Annotated in this window: 18 protein-coding genes, 1 tRNA gene and 1 pseudogene; 10 read left to right on the top strand and 10 right to left on the bottom strand. The window is 73.5% G+C overall.

Annotated features, from left to right (window positions below; translation table 11 throughout):
* Nucleotides 1-40 precede the first annotated feature (40 nt).
* The gene (locus tag ACWD6N_RS17110) at nucleotides 41-820 is read left to right on the top strand and encodes a lipase family alpha/beta hydrolase (protein WP_387323918.1); all 780 of its coding nucleotides are present in this window, start codon (nucleotides 41-43) and stop codon (nucleotides 818-820) included.
* Between the two features lie 56 nt (nucleotides 821-876).
* Here ACWD6N_RS17110 and ACWD6N_RS17105 read toward each other — a convergent pair whose 3' ends face one another.
* Nucleotides 877-1,749, bottom strand: coding sequence for an aldo/keto reductase (locus ACWD6N_RS17105; protein WP_354964940.1), 873 nt, complete (start codon nucleotides 1,747-1,749; stop codon nucleotides 877-879).
* A 220-nt stretch (nucleotides 1,750-1,969) separates the two neighbouring features.
* Here ACWD6N_RS17105 and ACWD6N_RS17100 point away from each other — a divergent pair, with 220 nt between their 5' ends.
* A complete protein-coding gene (locus ACWD6N_RS17100) occupies nucleotides 1,970-5,956 on the top strand; it encodes a CHAT domain-containing protein (protein WP_354964939.1) in 3,987 nt (1,328 codons plus the stop codon).
* Between the two features lie 54 nt (nucleotides 5,957-6,010).
* Here the strand turns inward: ACWD6N_RS17100 and ACWD6N_RS17095 are convergent, their stop codons facing one another.
* Both ACWD6N_RS17095 and ACWD6N_RS17090 read right to left on the bottom strand, forming a co-directional pair.
* On the bottom strand, nucleotides 6,011-6,505 hold the full coding sequence (locus tag ACWD6N_RS17095) for a hypothetical protein (RefSeq protein ID WP_354964938.1): 495 nt from the start codon (nucleotides 6,503-6,505) through the stop codon (nucleotides 6,011-6,013).
* Nucleotides 6,502-6,822, bottom strand: coding sequence for a hypothetical protein (locus ACWD6N_RS17090; protein WP_354964937.1), 321 nt, complete (start codon nucleotides 6,820-6,822; stop codon nucleotides 6,502-6,504). The genes ACWD6N_RS17095 and ACWD6N_RS17090 overlap by 4 nt, the downstream gene beginning before the upstream one ends.
* A gap of 243 nt (nucleotides 6,823-7,065) precedes the next feature.
* Here ACWD6N_RS17090 and ACWD6N_RS17085 point away from each other — a divergent pair, with 243 nt between their 5' ends.
* The 4 genes from ACWD6N_RS17085 (at nucleotide 7,066) to ACWD6N_RS17070 (ending at nucleotide 11,456) form a co-directional block, all read left to right on the top strand.
* Entirely contained in the window at nucleotides 7,066-7,431 is a 366-nt protein-coding gene (locus tag ACWD6N_RS17085) for a YciI family protein (protein WP_089019800.1), read from the top strand.
* Between the two features lie 125 nt (nucleotides 7,432-7,556).
* The gene (locus ACWD6N_RS17080) at nucleotides 7,557-9,110 is read left to right on the top strand and encodes an FAD-binding oxidoreductase (protein WP_387323924.1); all 1,554 of its coding nucleotides are present in this window, start codon (nucleotides 7,557-7,559) and stop codon (nucleotides 9,108-9,110) included.
* Between the two features lie 16 nt (nucleotides 9,111-9,126).
* A complete protein-coding gene (pyk, locus tag ACWD6N_RS17075) occupies nucleotides 9,127-10,575 on the top strand; it encodes a pyruvate kinase (RefSeq protein ID WP_354964936.1) in 1,449 nt (482 codons plus the stop codon).
* The gene (locus tag ACWD6N_RS17070; protein WP_354964935.1) at nucleotides 10,572-11,456 is read left to right on the top strand and encodes an acyl-CoA thioesterase; all 885 of its coding nucleotides are present in this window, start codon (nucleotides 10,572-10,574) and stop codon (nucleotides 11,454-11,456) included. The genes pyk and ACWD6N_RS17070 overlap by 4 nt, the downstream gene beginning before the upstream one ends.
* Before the next feature lie 105 nt (nucleotides 11,457-11,561).
* On the opposite strand, the gene ACWD6N_RS17065 is transcribed toward ACWD6N_RS17070, so the two are convergent.
* A complete protein-coding gene (locus ACWD6N_RS17065; protein ID WP_354964934.1) occupies nucleotides 11,562-12,230 on the bottom strand; it encodes a YceI family protein in 669 nt (222 codons plus the stop codon).
* Nucleotides 12,231-12,501: 271 nt separating this feature from the next.
* Between ACWD6N_RS17065 and ACWD6N_RS17060 the strand changes: the two genes are divergently transcribed.
* Both ACWD6N_RS17060 and ACWD6N_RS17055 read left to right on the top strand, forming a co-directional pair.
* Nucleotides 12,502-12,966 carry an RrF2 family transcriptional regulator gene (locus ACWD6N_RS17060; protein ID WP_354964933.1) on the top strand — a complete coding sequence of 155 codons (465 nt, stop codon included), beginning with the start codon at nucleotides 12,502-12,504 and terminating at the stop codon, nucleotides 12,964-12,966.
* A gap of 101 nt (nucleotides 12,967-13,067) precedes the next feature.
* Nucleotides 13,068-14,048, top strand: a complete 981-nt coding sequence (locus tag ACWD6N_RS17055; protein WP_354964932.1) for a sulfite exporter TauE/SafE family protein — start codon at nucleotides 13,068-13,070, stop codon at nucleotides 14,046-14,048.
* A gap of 64 nt (nucleotides 14,049-14,112) precedes the next feature.
* Here ACWD6N_RS17055 and ACWD6N_RS17050 read toward each other — a convergent pair whose 3' ends face one another.
* Nucleotides 14,113-15,549, bottom strand: a complete 1,437-nt coding sequence (locus ACWD6N_RS17050; protein WP_387323929.1) for a pyridoxal-dependent decarboxylase — start codon at nucleotides 15,547-15,549, stop codon at nucleotides 14,113-14,115.
* Nucleotides 15,550-15,809: 260 nt separating this feature from the next.
* Between ACWD6N_RS17050 and ACWD6N_RS17045 the strand changes: the two are divergent.
* Nucleotides 15,810-18,033: pseudogene (locus tag ACWD6N_RS17045) on the top strand (rhamnogalacturonan lyase family protein).
* A 194-nt stretch (nucleotides 18,034-18,227) separates the two neighbouring features.
* Here ACWD6N_RS17045 and ACWD6N_RS17040 read toward each other — a convergent pair.
* Nucleotides 18,228-19,235 carry an LLM class flavin-dependent oxidoreductase gene (locus ACWD6N_RS17040; RefSeq protein ID WP_387323999.1) on the bottom strand — a complete coding sequence of 336 codons (1,008 nt, stop codon included), beginning with the start codon at nucleotides 19,233-19,235 and terminating at the stop codon, nucleotides 18,228-18,230.
* 81 nt (nucleotides 19,236-19,316) lie between these two features.
* On the bottom strand, nucleotides 19,317-19,796 hold the full coding sequence (locus ACWD6N_RS17035; RefSeq protein WP_030334356.1) for an Lrp/AsnC family transcriptional regulator: 480 nt from the start codon (nucleotides 19,794-19,796) through the stop codon (nucleotides 19,317-19,319).
* Nucleotides 19,797-19,879: 83 nt separating this feature from the next.
* Between ACWD6N_RS17035 and ACWD6N_RS17030 the strand changes: the two genes are divergently transcribed.
* Nucleotides 19,880-21,058 (top strand): trans-sulfuration enzyme family protein, encoded by a 1,179-nt coding sequence (locus tag ACWD6N_RS17030; protein WP_354964929.1) that lies wholly within the window; start codon nucleotides 19,880-19,882, stop codon nucleotides 21,056-21,058.
* A gap of 14 nt (nucleotides 21,059-21,072) precedes the next feature.
* Here the strand turns inward: ACWD6N_RS17030 and ACWD6N_RS17025 are convergent, their stop codons facing one another.
* The 3 genes from ACWD6N_RS17025 to ACWD6N_RS17015 form a co-directional block, all read right to left on the bottom strand.
* Nucleotides 21,073-21,723 (bottom strand): NAD-dependent epimerase/dehydratase family protein, encoded by a 651-nt coding sequence (locus tag ACWD6N_RS17025; RefSeq protein ID WP_354964928.1) that lies wholly within the window; start codon nucleotides 21,721-21,723, stop codon nucleotides 21,073-21,075.
* Nucleotides 21,724-21,996: 273 nt separating this feature from the next.
* Nucleotides 21,997-22,806 (bottom strand): terminase gpP N-terminus-related DNA-binding protein, encoded by an 810-nt coding sequence (locus ACWD6N_RS17020; RefSeq protein WP_354964927.1) that lies wholly within the window; start codon nucleotides 22,804-22,806, stop codon nucleotides 21,997-21,999.
* Nucleotides 22,779-22,856 (bottom strand) — tRNA-Leu (locus ACWD6N_RS17015). The genes ACWD6N_RS17020 and ACWD6N_RS17015 overlap by 28 nt, the downstream gene beginning before the upstream one ends.
* Nucleotides 22,857-22,864: the final 8 nt, after the last annotated feature.

The following is a 22,864-nucleotide window of genomic DNA, read 5'->3' as shown; positions in this document are numbered from 1 at the left end:
CTGCCCGGCTCGCCGGGTGCCTCCCCCCGGAGGTTCCGCCATGCTGCTCCGAAAGACCGTCCTCGTCCTGTCCCTCGCCACCGCCGCCCTGGTCGCGTCCACCGCCACGGCGACCGCCGCCCCCGCCGCACCCGTGGCCGCGCCGGTGAACGCCGCCGCGGCGGCCAACCCGGTCATCGTGGTCGGCGGGCTCAGCGGCATCGCCGTCGCGTACGAGCCGATCGCCGCCCGACTGCGCGGCGACGGCTACCGGACCTTCATCTACCAGCTGCCCGGGCTGGGCCTCGGGGACATCCCCACCTCGGCCCGCGCCTTCGCCGGGTACGTCAACCAGGTGCGCGCCAGCACCGGAGCAGCGACCGTGGACGTGGTCGCCCACTCCGAGGGTGGCCTCGTCGCCCGCTACTACCTCAAGCGGCTCGGCGGCACCGCCACCGTCGGCCGGTACGTCAGCCTCGGCTCGCCGCAGTACGGCACCTACGTGGCGAACATCCTGGCGTTCCTGGGCCTGGGCAGCTGCGCCGGCATCGTGGCCTGCCAGCAGATGACCATCGGCTCCGCCTTCCTCGCCGACCTCAACGCCGGCGACGACACCCCGGGCGCGGTGCGCTACACCACCGTCCGCACCCTGCAGGACGAGCTGGTCCGGCCGACCGGGAACGCCGCCGTCAACGACGGTGCGACCAACGTGCTGATCCAGGCGTACTGCCCCCTGCGGGTGGTCGGGCACCTCGGCCTGGTGCTCGACGGCACCGCGTACACCATCGTGCGGGGCGCCCTCGTCGACGGCCCGGTGCGACCCAACTGCCTCGCCCTCTGACCGGCCGCGCGGGTGGTCCGGGCCCGGACCACCCGCGCGGCGCGCCGTCGACGGGGTCAGGTCGCCTTGGCCAGCGCCTCGAACTCGTCGTCGGTGAGCTGCACCTCCGCGGCGGCCACGTTCTCCTCCAGGTGCGCCACCGAGGACGTACCGGGGATCGGCAGCATCACCGGCGACCGGCGCAGCAGCCAGGCCAGCGCGAGCTGCGCGGGCGACGCGCTGTGCGCGGCGGCGATCGTGTCCAGCGGCCCGCCCGGGCGCGCCAGCTCACCGGTGGCGATCGGGAACCACGGGATGAACGCGAGGTCGTTGCGTTCGCAGTACTCCAGCACGTCCTCGGCGCTGCGGTTGGCGAGGTTGTACAGGTTCTGCACCGAGACGATCGAGGTGATCGCGCGGGACTCCTCGATCTGCGAGACGGTCACCTCGGACAGCCCGATGTGCCGGATCTTTCCCTCCTGCTGCAACAGCGCCAGCTCGCCCAGCTGGTCGGCGAGCGGCACCTGCGGGTCGATCCGGTGCAGCTGGTAGAGCGGAATCGTGTCCAGGCCGAGGTGGCGCAGGCTCAGCTCACACTGCTGGCGCAGGTACTCCGGGCGGCCCACCACACGCCAGTCGCCCGGCCCGGCCCGGGTGAACCCACCCTTCGTCGCGACGACCAGGTCGTCGGCGTACGGGTGCAGGGCCTCGCGGATCAGCAGCTCGGAGACGAACGGGCCGTACGAGTCGGCGGTGTCGATGAACGTCACGCCCAGCTCGACCGCCCGGCGCAGCACCCGGACCGCCTCGGCGGGGTCCTTCGGGTCACCCCAGACGCCCGGCCCGGTGAGCTGCATCGCCCCGTAGCCGAGACGGTCGACGGCGAGGTCGCCGCCGATCCGGTAGCTGCCGGAAGCCTTCGCGGGTTGCTTGCTGACGTCGGTCGCCATACGCGGTTCCCCAATCATGTCGTCGTGGCGGGCAGGAGATCAGCTCGCCACCCCGCTGATGATGCCCCAATCCGGTCGTCGTATCCCCGGCGTGCCGACTGTGGGGGTCGACACGGTCGCACAGGCCGCGCCGGGATTCGGGTCGCGTTTCCGGTGGCGCCCGCGCTGTCCGGTCTGCTACGCCTGATCGCAGCCGGTCCGGCCGGTCGGGGGAGGCGCGATGTGGCGGCGGTTCAGGTCCGATCCGGTGCGCCGGCTGCGGGAGCGGCTGGACGGTTTCGCCGCCACCACGGACCCTCGCGCGGTGCTCGACTCGGGCGCGATCCGCGACGCCGAGGCGGTCGTCGAGTTCGTGACCGCCACGCCCACGGACGGGCCACTGCCGGAGCCGGTCGCCGAGGGCTTCTTCCTCCTCGCCTGCCTGCACTGGTACCGCTACCAGCTGCTGCCCCCGGGCGAGGACGCCGACGACCTCGGTCAGGCGGTCAGGCTCACCGAGTTCCTGCTGCGCTTCGCCCCGGAACGGGTGCCACCGTCGCTGCTGGCCGTGCTGCACGCGCACCGGCCGCCACCGGAGTCCGGTCGGGTCCCCGGTCAACGGGGTCCCGGTGGTCCGGCGTCCGCGCCCACCGGCTCCGGTTCGGCTCGCCACGGTCGTACGGCGGGCCTGCCCGACGGCGAGGCCGGCGCGCTGTTCCTCGAGGCCGTCATGCTGATGGCCGCCGCGGAGAACAACCGTGACTACCGGGGCGCCGACCGGGCGGCGGCGCTGCTGCGACAGGCGGTGGACGGCACACCCGCGGGTGAGCCGGAGCGGTTGCACTACCTGTCCGCCCTCGGCAGGGTGCACCGTGCCCAGTTCCAGTACCTCGGGCGGCGCCGCGCCCTGCCGTCGGCGATCGAGGCGCACCGGGAGAGCCTGGAGTCCACCCCGGCCGGCGACCCGGAACGCCCGGCCCGGCTGTTCAACCTCGGCAACGTGCTCGGCGACCGGTACGAGGTAGACGGCGCCCCGGCGGACCTGGACGAGTCGATCACGCTGCTGCGCGACGCCGCCCGAGCCACCGGCGCCAGCGCCTCGGTGCGCGCCATGGCCCGGGCCAACCTCGGGCAGCGGCTGCGTGACCGGTGGCGTCTGCGGGGCCGGCCGGCCGATCTCGACGAGGCGATCGGCTCCTTCGTCGCCGCCCGAGCCGGCGGTGACCCCCGGGTCGCCGCCCTGCACGGCACGGCGCTCGCCGAACGGTTCCTGCGCGACCGGGCGACCGCCGACCGGGATGCCGCGATCGACGCGTACCGGTCGGCGCTGACCGGGTTCGGCGGTCTCGACCCGGAGCTGGCCGGCATCGCACAGGCCGGTCTGGCGACCCTGCTCGCCGAGCGGCACCAGGCCGACGCCGCCCCGGCCGACCTCGACGCGGCGATCGAGGCGTACCGGGCGGCGGCCGGGTCCGGATCGGCGCACGATGGGCTGGACCCGGACGAGATACGACACGTGGTCGGCGGCCTGCTGGTGACCCGGTACGAGCGGCGGCGGCGGATCGACGACATCACCGAGGCGGTGCGGCTGCTGCGCGAGGGCGCCGACGCCGCTGGCGAACCGGTCCACCGGGCCCGCTGGCTCGCCGAGCTCGGCTACGCGCTGGGCCGGGGGCACGCCGACCTGGGCGGGGTGCGCGCCCTGCGGGCCGCCCGGGACGCGCTGACCGAGGCGGAGTCGCTGCTTCCCCGCGCCGACCCGCTGCGCCATCAGGTGCTCAACAACCTGGGTAACATCCTGCGCGAACTGTCCGACCAGGCGGGGGAGCCGGAGCTGCTGGAGCCGGCCGCCGTGGCGCTGCGGGCCGCGATTGCCGCCGCACCGGATGCCGCCGCGCTGCCCGCGTACCGCTCGAACCTGGGCCTGGTGTTGCAGGCCCTGTTCGCCTCGACCCAGGACCTGGCCACCCTGACCGAGGCGATTCAGGTGCTGGCCCAGGTGACCGAGACCACGCCGCCCGGGCACCCGGACCGACAGTCGGCGCTCACCAACTACGGCTCCGCGCTGAACCGTCGCGTGGAGCTCGCCCTGGACGGCGCGCTGCCCGCCGGCGGCCAGCCCGCCGAGCACGTCAGGGCCGGCGCCGCCCGGGACGCCGACGCCGCGGTGACCGCGCTGCGCGAGGCGGTCGAACTGGCCGAACGGGAGGCCGAGCCCACCGAGTACGTGCAGACGCACGGCACCCTCGCCCTGGCTCACCTGCTGCGACACCGTCTGCACGACGACCCGGCGGGGCTGGACGAGGCGGTCCGGCTCCTCCAGCGGCTGAGCGAGCGCCAGCCGTTGGCCGGCGCAGAGCGGCACCGGATCCACACCAACCTCGGCAACGCGCTGCTGCTGCGCTACCGGGCCGGCCGCGACGAGGCGGACGCCACCGCCATGCTGGCGGCCAACCGGGCCGCGGTCGACGCGCTGCCCGCCGAGCATCCCGCCCGCACCATGTGCCTGAGCAACCTGGCCACCGCCCTGGAAGCGGTCGCCACCCCCGCCGCGCTGGCCGAGGCGACCGCCGCGCTGCGCGCCGCCGCCGCGGTCGAGTCCGCGCCATCGCTGCTCCGGGCGTCGGCGGCGAACCGGTACGCGGACCACGCCGCCGCGGCCGGCGACCTGCCGGCCGCGCTCGACGGGTACGCCACCGCGATCGAGCTGATCGACCTGGTGGCCTGGCACGGCATGGACCCCGACGACCAGGCGCGCCTGCTCGGGCTGTTCCCCGGGCTGGCCAGCGCCGCGGCCGCGGTCGCCATCGCCCTCGACCGCCCGGAACGCGCCGTCGAGCTGCTCGAGTACGGCCGCGGCGTCCTGCTGACCCGGGCCCACGACGCGGGCGCCGACCTGGCCGCACTACGCGCGGGGTCCCCTCGGCTGGCAGCCCGGCTCACCGACCTCCAGGCCGCTCTCGACGGCTTCACCGCGCTGTCGCCCGCCGGCTCGGACGATCCGAGCGGCCGTGTCGAGCAGCGGTACGACCTCGCCGTCCGGCGCCGCGACCTGCTCGCGGAGATCCGCGCCCGGCCCGGGTTCGCCGACTTCCTCCGCCCGCCACCGTTCGCCACCCTGGCCCGGGCGGCTGCCGGTGGCCCGGTGGTGCTGGTCAACGTGGCCGCGCGGCGCTGCGACGCGCTGGTCGTCGCCGACAACCAGGTCACCGTGGTCCCGCTGCCCGGGCTTACCCTGGCCGAGCTGGTCACCCGGACGGCGAGCTTCCTGACCGCGATCGCGGTGCTCACCGGGGCGGCGGCGCCGGACGGCCCGGATCCGGCGGCGCAGCGCCGCCGGCTGACGGCCCGGACCGAGGTCGGTCAGACGCTGGACTGGTTGTGGCGGGTCGTCGCCGCACCGGTGCTCGACGCGGCCGCGCCCGCCCCGGCGCCGTCGGGTGCCGTACCCGCCGCCGGGGCGGACTGGCCACGGCTGTGGTGGTGCCCGACCGGGCTGCTCACCCTGCTGCCGTTGCACGCGGCCGGCCCGCTCGACGGCGGCGACGGGGTGCTGGACCGGGTCGTGCCGTCGTACACCGCCTCGCTGCGGGCGCTGGCGCACGCCCGACGCGGCGTGCCGGCCCGGCCCGAGCCGGTCGACGCGGCGCTCGTCGTCGGCATGCCCCAGACCCCCGGCCTGGCCGACCTGCCCGGTGTCGCGCGGGAGGAGGAGATCGTCCGTCGGCACCTGCCACGGGTCCGTGCGCTCCTCGGCCCGGCGGCCACCCCGGCGGCCGTGCTCGCCGCGCTGCCCGCCCAGCCGGTCGCCCACCTGTCCTGCCACGGCACCCAGGACCTGCGCGCCCCGGCCTGGGGGCGCCTCACCCTGGCCGGCGGCTCGCTGCACGTCCGGGACCTGTGGCGGCCCGCCGGCAGCCCGGCCGCGCTGGCCGTTCTGTCCGCCTGCGAGACGGTGCGCGGCGGGGCCGCCCTGCCCGACGAGGCGCTCACCCTCGGCACCGCGTTCCAGCTCGCCGGGTTTCGGCACGTCATCGGCGCGCTCTGGTCCATCTCGGATGCGCTGACCGTACGGCTCTGCGCCGACCTGTACGCCGGCCTGGCGGTGCCCGGGGGGATCGCACCGGACCGGGCGGCGGTCGCCCTGCACCAGTCGGTCCGCCAGCTCCGCTCCGCCCTGCCCGACCGCCCCGACACCTGGGCCGGCTACGCCCACCTCGGCCCCTGAACCTGTTAGGAAGGGCCCCTTGTACAACATCAGGCGTTAACAAGGGGCCCTTCCTTACCGCTCAGCGGCGGAGACGGCGGCTGGCGGGTCGGGTCGGGCCGGTGCGTACCAGGTCACCCCGACCGCGGCGACCAGCAGCGCGGTGCAGAGCAGCACCAGCCGTACCCCGGTCCGCAGCGACCGGACCGCCGCCATCGCCTCCAGGTGGTCGCCGAGCGGGGCCGGTGGGAGCGCCTCCACCGGGGTCACCGCCAACCTGCCGTGCGCCGCGCGCAGCAGCGCCAGCGCCCCACCCACCCCCGCGGTCAGCGCGGCGAGCAGCAGGACGCCGACCAGCGCCCCCCAGCGCGGCGCCAGCGTGCTGACGTCGGTGCGGCCCCGGATCAGGCTGAACCCGACCAGTGCCACCAGCAGACCGCCGAGGCCGTTGCGCCACGCGACCGCCGCCGCGCGGACCCGCTCCAGCTCACCGCGCAGCAGCCCGGCCAACTGCTGCGCCCGGTGCAGGTCGGCGACGGTCGCGGGCGGCCCGGGGCGCAGCCGGATCACGCCTCGACCGCCAGCTGCAGCGTCCAGTACGCGCCGCAGCCGCGCAGCCCGGCGGGGCGCGACGGGTGGTCGGCCGCGCACTCACAGAGCACCGTCCGGTAGCCCGGGTCCGGGGCGGCCGGCGCGGCCTCCCGCCGGTACAGATCGTCGACCACCGTGCTGGTGGTCGAGTGGTCGCACCGCGGGCATCGTCCGCTGAGCAGCACCGCGAACTCGAACTCCCGCACCGTGAAGCCCGCCGCGGTCTGCGCCGCGTACGCCTCGTCGGTCACCTCGACGTACGGCAGCGGGCCGGCCGCCGGTTCGTCGTCGCGCATCCCGACCTCCCGCCGCCCACCCGGACCGTCCACCGTAGCCGGTCGCGGCGCCCGGCCGGTCGACGTGTCGGATGACCACCAGCACCGCCGCCGGTACGGCGATCGTGACGGGCCGGACCGGGGCCAGTTGGCCGGAGCGAGCGGTACGACCGCCGTCGGCGTGCGACGCTGGGCGCGTGCCGCGACACCGGCTCGGGCAGCCGGACCGGTCCGTACCCGGGCGCGACGGCGGAGGGAGCACCCATGGCGGGAGTGCCGCAGGTCGACTTCGCGCTCGACACGTACGAGTGCATCGTGATCTATCCCGGCGCGGCCGGACGGGCCCTGCCCAACGAGACCGTGCAGCGGTTGCAGGCCGAGCACACCGAGCACATGCAGGCGTTGCAGCAACGCGGCATCATCCTGGTCGCCGGCTCGGTGGACGGGCCGGCCCGCAACCCGGAGCCGCCGATCGGCTTCGGGCTGGCCCGCACCGGCAGCGTCGACGACGTGCGCAGCGTGCTGGAGGCCGACCCGGCGGTGCAGGCCGGGCTCTACCGGGTGGACGTGCTGACGTTCCTCTGCCCGGCCGGGTCGTTGGAGTTTCCGCTGGCCAAGACCGAGAGCTGACCGGATCGACGGCTGTCGTGATGCTGACGGCGGTCGGCCGCCCCCCGGTGCTACGGTCGCGCCCAGCGAGGACCGCCTTCGGGGCGCACCCGGCGCCGGCGGCCGGCCCCGGTCGAGGAGTCGCCGTGAGCTCCGCCGCCACCCCCGATGTCGCGTCCGCCATCACCCGGCTGCGCGCCCTGCTCGGTGACCGCCTCCACGAGCCCGGCGATCCTGCTTTCGTCACCGCCACCCGCCTGTGGAACGCCGCCGTGGACCGCGCGCCCGCGCTGGTCGCCCGATGCCTGGACGCCGACGAGGTGGCCGGCGTGGTCCGCATCGCCGCACGGTGCCACCTGCCGCTCTCGGTCCGTTCCGGCGGGCACGACTGGGCCGGTCGGGCGCTGCGCGACGGCGGCCTGGTGCTCGACCTGACCGGCTTGCGCGCGGTCCGCGTCGACCCGGACGCGGCCACGGTGACCGTGGCCGGCGGCGCCACCGCCGCTGACCTGCTCGCCGCCGCCCGCCCGTACGACCTGGTGGTGCCCACCGGCGTGGTCCGGGACGTGGGCATGGCCGGGCTCACCCTCGCGGGCGGGTACGGTCCGCTCTGCGGCCGGTTCGGCCTGGCCCTGGACAACCTGCTCGGCGCGGAGGTGGTGCTGGCCGACGGTCGCCGGGTCACCGCCGACCCCCGGCACGACGCCGAGCTGTACTGGGCGCTGCGTGGTGGCGGCGGCAATTTCGGCGTGGTCACCGAGCTGCGGTACCGCGCGCACCGGCTGCCCGCCGTGCTCGCCGGCATGATCATGTTCGCGCTGGCCGAGGCGCCGGCCGTGCTGCGCGGCTACGCGGCGGTGCTCGCCGAGGCCCCGGACGAGCTCACCGTGATGGCCGGCTTCCTGCCCGGTCCCGCCGGCGAGCCGGTGATCTTCGTCTGCCCGTTCTACAGCGGCCCGGACCTGGACGCCGGGTGGCCGTGGGTGGACCGGCTGCGGGCGCTGGGCGTCCCGCTGGTCGACCAGGTCGGCCCGCTGCCGTACGCGGACGCGTTGCGGATGTTCGACGGCGGGATGGTCGACGGCAACCACTACCTGCTGCGGACCCGCTGGCTGCCCGCGCTCACCGGTGCCGCGGTGGACGCGCTGGTCGACGCCGCCCGGCAGGTCAGCTCGCCGTTCTCCGCGCTGGCCCTGCACCACTTCCACGGCGCGGCCAGCCGGGTGCGGCGCGACGACACGGCGTTCGGCCTGCGGGCCGATCACCTGTTGACCGAGGTGATCGCCGTCTGGGCGCCGGGCGGGGTGTCCGAGCCGCACCGGGAGTGGGCCGAGCGCACCTCGGCGGCGCTCGCGCACGCCCTGCCCGGTGGCTACCCGAACCTGCTCGCCCCGAGGAGACCGACCGCCTCCGGCTGGCCTACGGCGCGAACTGGGCGCGGCTGCTCCGGGCCAAGCGGCGCTACGACCCCCGTGACCTGCTCACCGCCGTGCCCACCCTGCCGCCGCCGGAGCACTCCGGGTGAGCCGCCGCCGGGAGCACCCGGACGGCGCCTGCCAGCGGAGGCGTACGATTCCCGGCGCGCGGTCGCCGTTGCCCGTCGCCACAACGTTCCCGGTGCCCGCCGGCCCGACGCGCACCGCGCGTCGTTGGACAATTGTTCCGCTGCCTGCAAGGGGTCGGCCCCGAGTCCGACCTGAAGGAGAGACTAGCCTGATGGGCGTGACACGCCGCGCGAAGATCGTCTGCACTCTTGGACCCGCCACCTCGTCCCCGGAGCGCATCCGGGGTCTCGTCGAGGCCGGCATGAACGTGGCGAGGCTCAACTTCAGCCACGGCAGCCACGCCGACCATGAGGCGGTCTATCGACTGGTCCGGGAGGCGTCCGAGGCGGCTGGCAAGCCGGTGGCCGTCCTCGCCGACCTGCAGGGCCCCAAGATCCGGCTCGGCCGGTTCGCCGACGGCCCGCACGAGTGGCGCACCGGCGACTCGGTCGTGATCACCGGCGACGACATCATCGGCACCAAGGACCGGGTCTCCTGCACCTACCGCAAGCTGCCGCAGGAGGTGAAGCCCGGTGACCGGCTGCTGATCGACGACGGTCGCGTCGCCGTCGAGGTCACCGACGTCACCGGCAACGACATCCGCTGCCTGGTCACCGAGGGCGGGCCGGTCTCCAACAACAAGGGCGTCTCGCTGCCCAACGTGGCGGTCAGCGTGCCCGCCATGTCGGACAAGGACGCCGAGGACCTGCGCTTCTCCCTGGGGCTTGGGGTCGACCTGGTCGCACTCTCGTTCGTCCGCTCGGCGGAGGACATCAAGCTCGTCCACGGCATCATGGCCGAGGAGGGCGTGTTCCGCCCGGTGCTGGCCAAGGTCGAGAAGCCGGAGGCGGTGGACCACCTGGAGGCCATCGTGCTGGCCTTCGACGGTGTCATGGTGGCCCGCGGCGACCTCGGCGTGGAGATGCCGCTGGATGAGGTCCCGCTGGTGCAGAAGCGGGCCGTGCAGCTGTGCCGGGAGAACGCCAAGCCGGTCATCGTGGCCACCCAGATGCTCGACTCCATGATCGAGAATTCCCGCCCCACCCGGGCGGAGGCCTCCGACGTGGCCAACGCGGTGCTCGACGGCGCGGACGCGGTGATGCTCTCCGGCGAGACCAGCGTCGGCAAGTACCCGGTGCTGACCGTCAGCACCATGGCCAAGATCGTGACGACCACCGAGGCCGGCTCGATCGGGGTGCCCCGGTTGCAGCACGACCCCCGTACGCACGGCGGCGCGCTCACCGTGGCCGCCTCGTCGATCGCCCGGGCCATCAACGCCAAGGCGCTCGTCGCCTTCTCGCAGACCGGCGACACCGTCCGGCGGCTCTCCCGGCTGCACTGCGACCTCCCGCTGCTGGCCTTCACGCCGGTCCCTGAGGTGCGCAGCCAGCTCGCCCTGAGCTGGGGCGTGGAGACCTTCCTGATGCCGTTCGTGCAGCACACCGACGACATGTTCCGCCAGGTCGACGAGGCGCTGCTCGGCCTCAACCGGGCCAACCCGGGCGACTACGTGGTGATCGTGGCGGGCAGCCCGCCCGGCACCCCCGGCTCGACCAACACCCTTCGCGTCCACCAGCTCGGGTCGCTCGTCGACGCGGCGTCGGCGCGGGCGCTGCAGTGAGCGACGGCCGGGCCGCGGTCGGCCAGGCCGCGGTGGACCAGCTGCTGGAGGTCCTGGACCTCGAACCGGCCGGGGAGATGACCTTCCGGGGGATGAGCCCCCCGGTCGGCCCGCAGCGGGTGTACGGCGGCCAGGTCGCCGGCCAGGCGCTGGTCGCGGCCGGCCGCACGGTCGACCCGGAGCGGTTCGTGCACTCCCTGCACGGCTACTTCGTGCGCCCGGGCGACCCGGTCGAGCCGATCGAGTACCAGGTGGAGAACATCCGCGACGGCCGGTCCTTTTCGGTCCGCCGGGCGGTGGCTCTGCAGCACGACAAGCCGATCTTCTTCATGTCGGCGTCCTTCCAGCGGGCCGAGGAGGGGCTGGACCACCAGGCGCCGGCCCCGCCGGACGTGCCCGCCCCGCAGGACGTGCCGACGATGACGGACCGGCTCTCCCGCTACCCGGAGCGGCTGGGCATCTGGGGTCAGATCCCGCGCCCGATCGACGTGCGCTACGTCGGCGAGCCCGGCTGGGTTCGTCCCGGCGACCGGCCCGCCGACCCGCACCAGCGGGTCTGGATGCGCATCGACGGCAAGCTGCCGGACGATCCGCTGCTGCACGCCTGCGCGCTCACCTACGCCTCGGACCTCACCCTGCTGGATTCGGTGCTCTCGGTGCACGGCGAGGTGTGGGGGCCGGGCGGGGTGGTCGGCGCGAGCCTCGATCACGCGCTCTGGTTCCACCGGCCGTTCCGGGCCGACGAGTGGTTCCTCTACGACTGCTGGAGCCCGTCGGCGTCCGGCGCTCGCGGGCTGGCCACCGGCCGGATGTTCACCACCGACGGCCGGCAGATCGCCAGCGCCGTGCAGGAGGGCCTGCTGCGCCGCGTCGGCGCCTGAGGCTGCCGTCATCCCCGCCAGGCACGCACCTGTTCACAGGTCGCGTCCGGGCGGGGACGACTGTCTCTGGCCGAGCGCCGTCACCACTGACGCGCGCGGCGCGGGTCAGGGCTGGTGGATGCCCTCGCCGGCGATCTCGATCTGCACGGTCTTGCCGACCAGAACTCCGCCACTTTCGAGCGCGACATTCCAGAGCAGGCCGTAGTCCTCGCGGTTGATTTCCGCCGTCGCGCTGAATCCGAAGATGTTCTGCCCATAGGGATCGCGCCGGGCGCCGCCGAAATTCACCTGCAGGTCGACCACCCGGGTGATCCCCTTCACCGTCAACTCACCGGTCAGCACGAATCGTCCGGGTGCCGGGTCCGACTGCGGTGGGAGATTGTGACTTCTGCCTCGTCCACCGAGTCGATTCCTTCGCAGACGCGCCCAGTAGAAGATGGGATCCTCGTTGCCCTGCCAACTGATACCCGTGCTTCGATATTCAAGAGTGGGATAACGATCCACGTCGAGGAAATCGGCACTCTTCAAATGTGTGTCCCGGTCGACGCTCCCGGTGGTGATGCTCGCCGTCTCGATGGTGGCGGTGACCGAGGAGAGCAGCGGGTCCTCCGCCACGAAGATCTGCGCGGTCGCCTCGGCGAATTCACCCCGCACCGGGCTGACCATCATGTGCCGGGACAGGAAACCGATCCGCTTGTGCGCCTGATCGAGACGATAGGTGCCGGCGACCGGGATGGTCATGCCATCCCAGGTGCGTGTCGCGATATCGGTCATCGTGTGCCTTCCCCCCGAGGTGGACCCCGGGTGTTTATCAATGTGCTGATGGAGCCCAGGCAAACGGTCAGACAGTCGTACTCCCCGCCCAGCATAAGGACGCTTCCGAGCAGCTTTTCGGGGCCCACCGCACGGTGAATCATGACGCACTTCACGCGTCCTCGAATGCCTCGGGTCAGCGACCCGAGCGGGCCGGCTTTTCGTCGATGCGTGGCCGATCGGCCGAGGGTCGCCCGTCCGGCCGGCTGACCCGAGGGCTAACCTTGCCGACATGCGCCTCTCCGCCCGGGTCGACTACGCCCTCCGCGCGGCCGCCGAGCTCGCCGCGACGGCCAGCGGCCCCGGGCGGGGCCGACCGGTCACGGCCGACCAGATCGCCCGGGCCCAGGAGATTCCGCCGAAGTTTCTGGAGAGCATCCTGCTCCAGCTGCGCAGGGGCGGCATCGTGCACGCCCAGCGTGGCCCGGAGGGCGGCTACTGGCTGGCCCGTCCGGCCGAGGAGATCTCCCTCGCGGAGGTGATCCGGGTGATCGACGGGCCGCTCGCACACGTACGCGGACAGCGCCCGGAAACGCTCGGCTATCACGGCCCGGCCAGCGCGCTCCAGGAGGTCTGGATCGCGCTGCGGGCCAGTGAGCGGGAGATCCTGGAGCTGGTCAGCGTCGGCGACGTGGCCGCGAACACGCTGCCCGCCCGGGTCACCGAGCTGGCCGCCGACCCGCGCGCCTGGATCTGACCGCCGGCGTCTCATCCACCGATCGGGCACTTGACCCGGGTCGCCCCGTGCCGCATTGTCGACTAAGTCGATAGGAGATGCCGAAAAGTCAGGGGGCGCTCGTGCGCAAGCTGCTGGTCCTCGCTCTGGTCGGGCTCGCCGCGCAGCTGATCGACGGCTCGCTCGGCATGGCGTACGGGCTGACGTCGTCCACCCTGCTGCTGGTCGCCGGGGTCGCCCCGGCCGCCGCGTCGGCGTCGGTGCACCTGGCCGAGATCGGCACCACGCTCGCCGCCGGGGTGGCGCACTGGCGGTTCGGCAACGTGGACTGGCGGGTGGTGACCCGCATCGCGCTGCCCGGCGCGATCGGCGCGTTCGCCGGCGCCACCCTGCTCAGCTCGATCTCCACCGAGTCGGCCGCGCCGTGGATGGCCGGCATCCTCTTCACGCTCGGCGCGTACCTGCTGGTCCGCTTCGCCCGGCCGCTGCGTACCGACCGGGTCGGCGGGCGGCTGCGCGGTCGCTTCCTCGGTCCGCTCGGCCTGGTCGCCGGCTTCGTCGACGCCACCGGCGGCGGTGGCTGGGGTCCGGTGGCCACTCCGGCGCTGCTGGTCTCCGGCCGGATGGAGCCGCGCAAGGTGATCGGCTCGGTGGACACCGCCGAGCTCGTGGTGGCGGGCGCGGCCAGCGTCGGCTTCCTGATCGCGCTGGGCAGCGAGGGGTTCCTGCTGCCCACGGTCGCCGCGCTGCTCATCGGTGGGCTCGTCGCGGCCCCGCTGGCCGCGTGGCTGGTGCGCATCGTGCCGGCCCAACTGCTTGGCGCCGCGGTCGGTGGCGTGATCGTGCTGACCAACGCCCGCACGCTGCTCCGGTCCGCCGAGCTGGACGGTCCGGTCCGCCCCGCGGTCTACGCCCTCCTGGCGGCGGGCTGGCTGGCCGCGCTGGTGCTGGCCGTGCGGACCCTGCGCCGCACCCGCCGAGCCCGCGCAATGGCCGCCGCGCCCGCCACCGCCGTGAGCGCCGCCACCGCTCCTCCCGTCCCGGCGGCCACCGGCGCCGTGCCGACCGAGCTTGCCGGCACGGGTACGCCAGCCGCCCGCTGACCGCGGCAAGCGGTTAGGAAGGGACCCTTCCTCTACACGAGGCGTTAAGAAGGGGCCCTTCCTTTCACGGGCGGAGCAGGTCGTCGGCGGTGGCGGTCAGCAAGCCCCATGCCTCGTCGACGTGCCGTTCGGTGGTCTGCGGCGAGCCGACCGCCAGCCGCAGCGTGTACCGGCCGGCGACCCGGGTGTGCGTCAGGTGCACCCGCCCGGTGGCGTTCAGCCGGGCCAGCAACTCGGCGTTGGTGTCGTCGTCGGCGTGCAGCCGGAAGCAGACCAGCGAGAACGGGTGCGCCGCGGCCAGCTCGAAGCGGTCGTCGGCGCGTACCCGGTCGGCGAACCGGGCGGCCAGCGCCACCCCGGAGCGGATGTGCGCCCGCAGCCCCTCGACGCCGTACCAGCGCAGCACGAACCACAGCTTCAGGGCCCGGAACCGGCGGCCCAACGGCACCTGCCAGTCCCGATAGTCGATCACCGCACCGGATTCGCTGGCCGCGTTGCGCAGGAACTCCGGCAGCACGGTCAGCGCCTCGACCAGCTCGCCGCGGTCGGCCACCCAGAACGCGTCGCAGTCGAAGCCGGTGAGCAGCCACTTGTGCGGGTCGAAGCAGTACGAGTCGGCGTACTCCAGGCCGGCGTGCGACCAGCGCAGCTCCGGGCAGACGGCAGCGGCCCCCGCGTACGCGGCGTCCACGTGCAACCAGATCCCGTACTCGGCGCAGATCGCCCCGATCTCCGGCAGCGGGTCGATGGCGGTGGTGGAGGTGGTGCCGATGGTGGCGACCACGATGGCGGGGATGTCCCCGGCGGCCAGGTCGGCCTCGATCGCGGCGCGCAGCGCGGCCGGCCGTAGCGCCAGGGCCTCCGGGTCCGCCTCGATCGGGCGGACCCCGTCGCTGCCCAGCCCGGCGATCCGCGCCGCCTTCTCGATGGAGGAGTGCCCGTGGACGGAGGTGTACGCCCGGTAGCGCCGGTCGATGCCGGCGTCGCGCCAGCGGCCGCCGCTGGCGCGGTGCAACGCGGCGAGGGTGGCCACCAGGGTCGCCGAGGAGGCCGAGTCCTGGATCACCCCGCCGCCGCTGCCGGTCGAGCGGAACCGCTGCGGCAGGTCCAGCAACTGGGCCAGCCAGTCCATCATCACGGTCTCCAGCTCGGTGCAGGCCGGGCTGCTGGCCCAGAGCATGCCCTGCACGCCGAGCCCGGAGCTGACCAGGTCGCCGAGCAGGCTCGGGCCGGAGGTGTTGGCCGGGAAGTAGCCGAAGAAGCTTGGGTGCTGCCAGTGGGTCAGCCCCGGTACGACGATCGCGTCCAGGTCGGCGAGGACCGCCCCGACCGGCTCGCTGGCGGTGGGCGGGGTGGCCGGCAGGGCGGCCGCGACGGTGCCCGGCGGGTCGGCCGGAGCGACCGGACGCTGCTCCAGCGTGGCCCAGTAGTCGGCGATCCAGTCGATGACGGCGTGGCCGGCGCGGCGGAACTCGTCGGGGTCCATGTGTGGGGCGCTCACCCGGACGAGTTGATCAGGCATCGTTCGCCGGGGCAAGGGCCGGGCGTGGTCGCCGGATGGTCGATTCAGCGAGAGGCATCGATATTGCGGTTCGGAACGCGCTTGCCTTACGATGCGTCTTGAGCCGGATCCGTGCGTACCCAGGGCGTTCACCCCCCGATCAGATCGCTGTCCGCCGCCGTCGTGGCGAACCGTCCACCGCGCCTTTCGGGCAGGCCCGTGGACCGCAGCGGTCATCACCGGATCCCCGGAGGCAGTTCATGCACCCGTCCAGACATCGGCTGATCCTGCTCGCCGGCGCGACCGTCGCCGTCGTCGCGGCCGGCACCCTCGGCACGGTCGTCGCCTCGGCCACCGCCGCCGGCTGTCGGGTCGACTACCAGGTCACCAACCAGTGGCAGGGTGGCTTCGGCGCCAACGTCACCGTCACCAACCTCGGCGACCCCGTCACCGGGTGGACCCTCACCTGGTCGTACGCCGCCGGCCAGCAGGTCACCCAGGCGTGGAACGCGGCCGTCACGCAGGCCGGCGCCCAGGTCACCGCGCGCAACGTCGACCACAACGCCGCCATCGCCACCAACGGCACCGTCGCCTTCGGCTTCAACGGCTCGTGGACGAGCGCCAATCCGGCGCCGGCCAGCTTCGCGCTCAACGGCGCCACCTGCACCGGCGCCGTACCCACCGCCGGCCCGACCACCACACCGCCGAGCACCCCACCCCCCACCACCGCGCCGCCGCCATCGGCCGGGGCGGTGCAGATGGAGGACCTGAACCGGGGGTTGGTCAGCGTCCGCTCCGGCAGCGGCAACCTGGTCTCCTGGCGGTTGCTCGGCACCGAGACCTCCGGCGTGGCGTTCAACCTCTACCGAGGCTCCACCAGGGTCAACGCCAGCCCGATCACCGGCGCCACCACCTACCTCGACGGCGGTGCGGCGGCCGGCTCGGCGTACACCGTGCGCGCGGTCGTGGGCGGCGCCGAGCAGGCGGCCTCGGCGCCAGCGCTGCAGTTCCGCGACGGCTACCTGGACGTGCCGTTGCAGGTCCCGGCCGGTGGCAGCACCCCCACCGGCGAGACCTACACCTACAGCGCCAGCGACGCCTCCGTCGGCGACCTCGACGGTGACGGCAGCTACGAGATCGTCCTCAAGTGGGAGCCGTCGAACGCCAAGGACAACTCCCAGTCCGGCTACACCGGCAGCGTGTACGTCGACGCGTACACCCTGGCCGGCGTCCGGTTGTGGCGCGTCGACCTGGGCCGCAACATCCGCGCCGGCGCCCACTACACCCAGTTCCAGGTGTACGACTACGACGGCGACGGGCGCGCCGAGGTGGCCATGAAGACCGCCGACGGCACCCGCTCCGGCACCGGCCAGGTGATCGGCTCCGGGTCGGCCGACCACCGCAACTCCAGCGGCTACGTGCTGGCCGGCCCGGAGTACCTGACCATGTTCGACGGACAGACCGGCGCGGTCCTCTCCACCGTCACCTACGACCCGCCGCGCGGCACCGTGTCGTCCTGGGGCGACTCGTACGGCAATCGGGTGGACCGGTTCCTCGCCGGCACCGCCTACCTGGACGGGCAGCGCCCCTCGCTGATCATGGCTCGGGGCTACTACACCCGCGCGGTGATCGCCGCCTGGGACTTCCGCGACGGCACGCTGCGCAGGCGCTGGACGTTCGACTCCAACGCCTCGGGCAACGGCGCCGCCGCCGGTCAGGGCAACCACCAGCTCTCGGTCGCCGACGTCGACGGCGACGGCCGCCAGGAGATCGTCTACGGCGCCGCCACCATCGACGACAACGGTCGCCTGCTCTACTCGACGGGCAACGGCCACGGCGACGCCCTGCACGTCGGCGACCTCGATCCGAGCCGCTCCGGGCTGGAGGTGTTCAAGGTCGACGAGGACGGCAGCAAGCCCAGCTCCTGGTTCGCCGACGCCCGTACCGGCCAGGTCCTCTGGTCCACGCCGGCCTCCGGCGACAACGGCCGGGGCGTCTCCGCGGACATCTGGGCGGGCAGCCCCGGCGCGGAGTCGTGGTCGTCTGCGGTCGCCGGGCTGGCCGACACCAGGGGGCGCAACGTCGGCCGCAAGCCGTCGTCGGCGAACTTCCTCGCCTGGTGGGACGGCGACCCGGTGCGGGAGCTGCTCGACGGGACGAAGATCGACAAGTACGGCACCGGCGGTGACACCCGGCTGCTCACCGGCAGCGGGGTGGCGGCCAACAACGGCACGAAGTCCACACCGGCGCTCTCCGGCGACATCCTCGGCGACTGGCGCGAGGAGGTGATCTGGCGGACCACCGACAGCCGGGCGCTGCGCCTCTACAGCACGCCCACCCCGACCGGCACCCGGATCCACACCCTGATGCACGACCCGCAGTACCGGGTGGCGATCCACCGCCTACAACCAGCCCCCGCACCCGGGGTTCTTCATCGGCGACGGGATGGCGAACCCGCCCACCCCGAACATCTACCTACGCTGACCCCTGACGGCCCCGAGCGGGGTCGCCGGGGCGGCAGGCACCGGGCCGCAGCCGCGGAATCCGCTCAGCTACGGCCCGGTGCGCCACACCGCGGCATTCCCGACCCGTCCCGACCGGGGATGCCGTACCACCACCGGCACCTACGTTAGGCACCGTCCTGGTCGCGCGGGTGACGCCGACGTGAAGATCGTGTTTCACGTCCGGTGCAGGCCGCCCACCACCTGCTCGGCGATCAGCTCGTACGAGCGCACCCGGTCCCGCACGTCGTAGACCAGCGTGGTCAGCATCAGCTCGTCCGCGCCGGTGCGCTCCACCAGCTCGGTCAACTGCCGACGCACCGTCTCCGGCGAACCCATCGCCTGACCGTCGCGGCGCTGCTCCACGAACTCCCGCTCGATCTCGGTGTACGGGTACGCCGCCGCCTCCTCGGGCGTGGAGAGGGGCTCCGGCCGGCCGGAGCGCAGCTTCAGGAACGACAGCCCGCTCGGTCCGGCCAGCCACTCGGCCCGCTCATCGGTCTCCGCGCAGACCGCGTTGACCGCGACCATCGCGTACGGCTTGTCCAGCCACTGCGACGGCCGGAAGTTCTGCCGGTACAGCGCCAGCGCGGGCAGGGTGTTCGCCGAGCTGAAGTGGTGCGCGAAGGAGAACGGCAGACCGAGCAGACCGGCCAGCTGGGCGCTGAAGCCGCTGGAGCCGAGCAGCCACACGGCCGGCTGCTCACCCCGCCCCGGGCTGGCGATGATCTGCCCGGGCCGCTCGCCGCTGAAGTAGTTCATCAGGTCGGCCAGCTCGTTCGGGAAGCCCTCGGCCGAGAGCCCCTCCATCGTGCGGCGCAACGCCAGCGCGGTCATCTGGTCGGTGCCCGGCGCGCGGCCGATGCCCAGGTCGATCCGGCCGGGGTGCAACGCCTCCAGGGTGCCGAACTGCTCAGCCACCACCAGCGGCGCGTGGTTGGGCAGCATCACCCCACCCGACCCGAGCCGGATCGTCGAGGTGTTCGCGGCCAGGTGGGCGAGCAGCACGGCGGGAGCGGAGCTGGCGATCGCCGGCATGTTGTGGTGCTCGGCCACCCAGAAACGGTGATAGCCCAGCTCCTCGGTGCGCCGGGCCAGCTCGGTGGTGGCCCGCAGTGCCGCGCCGGCGGTGGTGCCCTTGGCGACCGGAGCAAGATCAAGAACAGACAACGGTACGGTGATCACACGGTTGGCCAACCCGCTCCCGGACGCTTTTGTTCCGCTTGGCCGGCATTCGATCGGACCGCCCGCCCACCCCGTCGTCGCTCAGCCCATCCCGCGGGCCTGTTCGAAGATCAGGCTGGTCTGGGTGTGCTGCACCACCGGATCGACGGCGAGGTGGTCCAGCACGAAGTCGCGAAGCGCGTCCCCGGACGCCGCCCGTACGTGCAGCACGTAGTCCTCCGCGCCGGCGACGTGGAACACCGACACCACCCCGGGCAGCCGCACCGAGCGGGCCCGGAACGCGTCCACCGCCGCCCGCTCGTGCGCCGTGAGCCGCACCGACACCAACGCCTGCAACGGCAGGCCGAGCGCGGCCGGGTCGACCTCGGCGTGGAACCCGCGGATCGCGCCCCGCTCGCGCAGCGCCCGGGTGCGGGTCAGGCAGGTCGAGGGCGCCACCCCCACCCGCTCGGCGAGCGCGTTGTTCGGTAACCGGCCGTCCGCGGCCAGCTCGGTCAGGATCGCGCGGTCCACCTCGTCCAGGGCCGGGTACGGCCGCACATCGTTCGGCTCAGGGGGCATCCCGCCATCCTCGTCCGAATGCCTCAACGAAGCTAGGTCAAATGACAGAATTATCTTCCAAGGCATTGCCCCGTTGGTGGAGGATGTTCGACGCTACCGCCATGACGATGGTGGACACGACAGCCGTACACGCCGGCCGCGACGACCTGCGGGCGCTCGGCGTCCACGTACCGCCGATCGACCTGTCCACCACCAACCCGCTGCCCTCCGTGGACGGCGGCGGGGACGCCTACGAGCAGCTCGCCACCGGCGGCCTCCTTCCCGCCGACGGCAGCGCCGTCTACCAACGGCTGTGGAACCCGACCGTCGCCCGCTTCGAGACCGCCCTCGCCGAACTGGAAGGCACCGCCCAGGCCGTCGCCTTCGCCAGCGGCATGGCCGCGCTCACCGCCACCCTGCTCGCCGCCACCCGGGACGGCCACCGGCACATCGTCGCCGTCCGTCCGCTCTACGGCGGCACCGACCACGTGCTCGCCACCGGGCTGCTCGGCACCACCGTCAGCTGGGCCCGCCCCGACGAGGTCGCCGCCGCCATCCGCCCGGACACCGCGCTGGTCATCATCGAGACGCCGGCCAACCCCACCCTCGACCTGGTCGACATCGCCGCCCTCGCCACCGCCGCCGGCGACGTCCCACTACTGGTCGACAACACCGTCGCCACCCCCGTGCTGCAACAGCCGGCCCGGCACGGCGCCGCACTCGTCCTGCACAGCGCCACCAAGAGCATCGGCGGGCACGGCGACGTCCTCGCCGGCGTCGTCGCCTGCGACGCCGACTGGGCCGCCCGGTTGCGCCAGGTCCGCGCGGTCACCGGCGCGATCCTGCACCCGCTCGGCGGCTACCTGCTGCACCGTGGCCTGCAGACCCTCCCGCTGCGCGTCCGCGCCCAACAGGCCACCGCCGAGAAGCTCGCCGGCTGGCTCGCCGACCACCCGGCCGTACACCGCGTGCACCACCCGTCGGTGCACGACCCGGCGGCGCTGGTCGGTCGGCAGATGGCCGGGCCCGGCAGCCTGCTGGCCTTCGAGGTACGCGGCGGCGCACCCGCCGCGGCCGCCGTCGCCGGCGCCTGCCAGCTGATCACCCACGCGGTGTCCCTCGGGGGCGTCGACACCCTCATCCAGCACCCCGCCTCGCTCACCCACCGGCCGGTCGAGGGCGACGCGAAGCCCGCCGCCGCGCTGCTGCGCCTCTCGGTCGGGCTGGAGGACCCCGAGGACCTGCGCGTCGACCTCGCCCAGGCGCTCGCCATCCTCGGCTGACCGCCCCGGCCGCCTCAGCTCAGATCGCGGTTCCCCAGCACCCGGCGGGGGGAGCCCTGCCGGGCCACCCGCAGCATCGCCCGGCCCAGCCCGTCGGTGGTGGTGACCTGGTTCGGCAGCAGCCGGCGCAACACCGGAAAGAGTGGGCGGGTGACCGCGTACCCGATCCGGTACGCCCGGGTCTTCGACACCGCCCCGTGAGTCGGCTGGATGAAGCCAGGCCGGGCCGCGTAGCCGTTGGGCAGCAGGTCGAGGACCGCGTTCTCGGTACGACCCTTGACCCGTGCCCACATCACCCGCCCCCGCCCGGTGGAGTCGGTGCCCACGCCGGAGACGTAGATGAACGTCACGCTCGGGTTCACTTCGGCCAGCAGCCGCGCCGCCGCGAGGGGGTAGTCGTAGCTGATCCGGGTGTAGGCAGCCTCGTCGAGGCCCAGCGAGGAGACACCAAGGCAGTAGAAGCAGGCGTCGACGCCGGCCAGCTCGGCGCGCACCTCCTCCAGCTCACCGACATCCCCGACGGTGACCTCGCGCAGCTTCGGATGCCGCTGCCCGGTCGGCCTCCGGCCGACGGTCAACACCTCCCGCACGTCCTCGGCGAGCAGGCACTCGCGCAGCACGCCCTGGCCGACCATGCCGGTCGCGCCGAAAATGACCACCCGCATCAGTTCCCACCCCTGTCGTCGATCCCGTCATCCGGCCGTCCGCTCCGGGCCGCGGCGGGTCAGCCTCGCCACCGTGTCGGTCGCCGTGCGTCGGCGGCTGGTCAGCGCCTCGTGCCCGGAGCGGGTGTCAGCGCGGCCGAATCGGCCGCCAGTAACAGCAGCTCGTCGGCAGGGTAACCGGTCGCTGACCCGGCCGGCGCGCTCAGCGACGGCGATGGTGGGCCACCTTGCCCGGGACGACCGGGCGCCGGCCGTTGCCTGGGCTGAGGGAGGTCAGGACTTCGGGCCGACGTGCCGGTCCAGCGCGGCGACCGCCTCCCGCCGGGCCACCGACAGCGAGTTGCGCCGATTCATCCGCCAGGCGATGCCGAGCAGATCGAGCGCCCACTGGCAGAGGCCGATGATGTCGGTCGACTCGTTGGTGAACATGTACCGCGGGTAGACGTACTCCTTGCCGCGGACGGTGACTCGGTTGGCGAACCGGCAGCCGTCGGAGTGGAACAGACCGCGCACGAAGTCGCCGGGATGGCGTTCAATGATTGCCCGCTGCCAGTCGGCGAGGACGATCGGGCGTTCGTGTTTCTTGCCGGGACCGTGCTGGGGCAGCAAGCACGGCCAGTGGCTGCCATAACTCTGTACGCCGACGCAGCCCTGCTTCTGCACCAGTTGCACCGAACTGGCAAGCACGTCGCGCATCGCCTGGTCGCACAGCTTGATGAGATTCGGCCAGGCGTTTGAGCAGTAGATCCGGAGCACCGGCACCCGAGCCGACGTCACCAGATGGCCGTCGCCCAGGTAGAGGCCGAGAAGGTAGGCGTAGGCCCCGGGGTCCGTCGGACTGTCGACACCCTCGCGGCAACGAAAACACCGCAGTTGCGTGCCCTGCTGCTTCGCCTCGGGGCGGTCGTTGCACCAGTGCCAGACAGTCCGATAGGGCAGGCCCATTTCGCGAGCGGTGTCTGCAACGGTGCTGCCGGCAAGGAAGAGCCGGCGTGCACGGGAGCGGATCTGAGGTGGATGCACGAAAACAGCTTCGAACATCCGTACGACGATTTTGGTGCCCTCGGTGGGATTCGAACCCACACTGTATGCAGTTTGAGTGCATTGCCTACTGCCAGTTGGGCTACGAGGGCGCTTCCCT

It is taken from the genome of Micromonospora sp. NPDC005163 (assembly GCF_053599835.1).
The sequence above is the reverse complement of the archived record's forward strand: the minus strand, read 5'-3'. Positions and strand labels throughout refer to the sequence as shown.

Coding starts and splice junctions, on each gene's coding strand:
- ACWD6N_RS17110 (WP_387323918.1), top strand. CDS start 41: ATGCTGCTCCGAAAGACCGTCCTCGTCCTGTCCCTCGCCACCGCCGCC.
- ACWD6N_RS17105 (WP_354964940.1), bottom strand. CDS start 1,749: ATGGCGACCGACGTCAGCAAGCAACCCGCGAAGGCTTCCGGCAGCTAC.
- ACWD6N_RS17100 (WP_354964939.1), top strand. CDS start 1,970: ATGTGGCGGCGGTTCAGGTCCGATCCGGTGCGCCGGCTGCGGGAGCGG.
- ACWD6N_RS17090 (WP_354964937.1), bottom strand. CDS start 6,822: ATGCGCGACGACGAACCGGCGGCCGGCCCGCTGCCGTACGTCGAGGTG.
- ACWD6N_RS17085 (WP_089019800.1), top strand. CDS start 7,066: ATGGCGGGAGTGCCGCAGGTCGACTTCGCGCTCGACACGTACGAGTGC.
- pyk (WP_354964936.1), top strand. CDS start 9,127: ATGGGCGTGACACGCCGCGCGAAGATCGTCTGCACTCTTGGACCCGCC.
- ACWD6N_RS17065 (WP_354964934.1), bottom strand. CDS start 12,230: ATGACCGATATCGCGACACGCACCTGGGATGGCATGACCATCCCGGTC.
- ACWD6N_RS17060 (WP_354964933.1), top strand. CDS start 12,502: ATGCGCCTCTCCGCCCGGGTCGACTACGCCCTCCGCGCGGCCGCCGAG.
- ACWD6N_RS17035 (WP_030334356.1), bottom strand. CDS start 19,796: ATGCCCCCTGAGCCGAACGATGTGCGGCCGTACCCGGCCCTGGACGAG.
- ACWD6N_RS17030 (WP_354964929.1), top strand. CDS start 19,880: ATGTTCGACGCTACCGCCATGACGATGGTGGACACGACAGCCGTACAC.
- ACWD6N_RS17025 (WP_354964928.1), bottom strand. CDS start 21,723: ATGCGGGTGGTCATTTTCGGCGCGACCGGCATGGTCGGCCAGGGCGTG.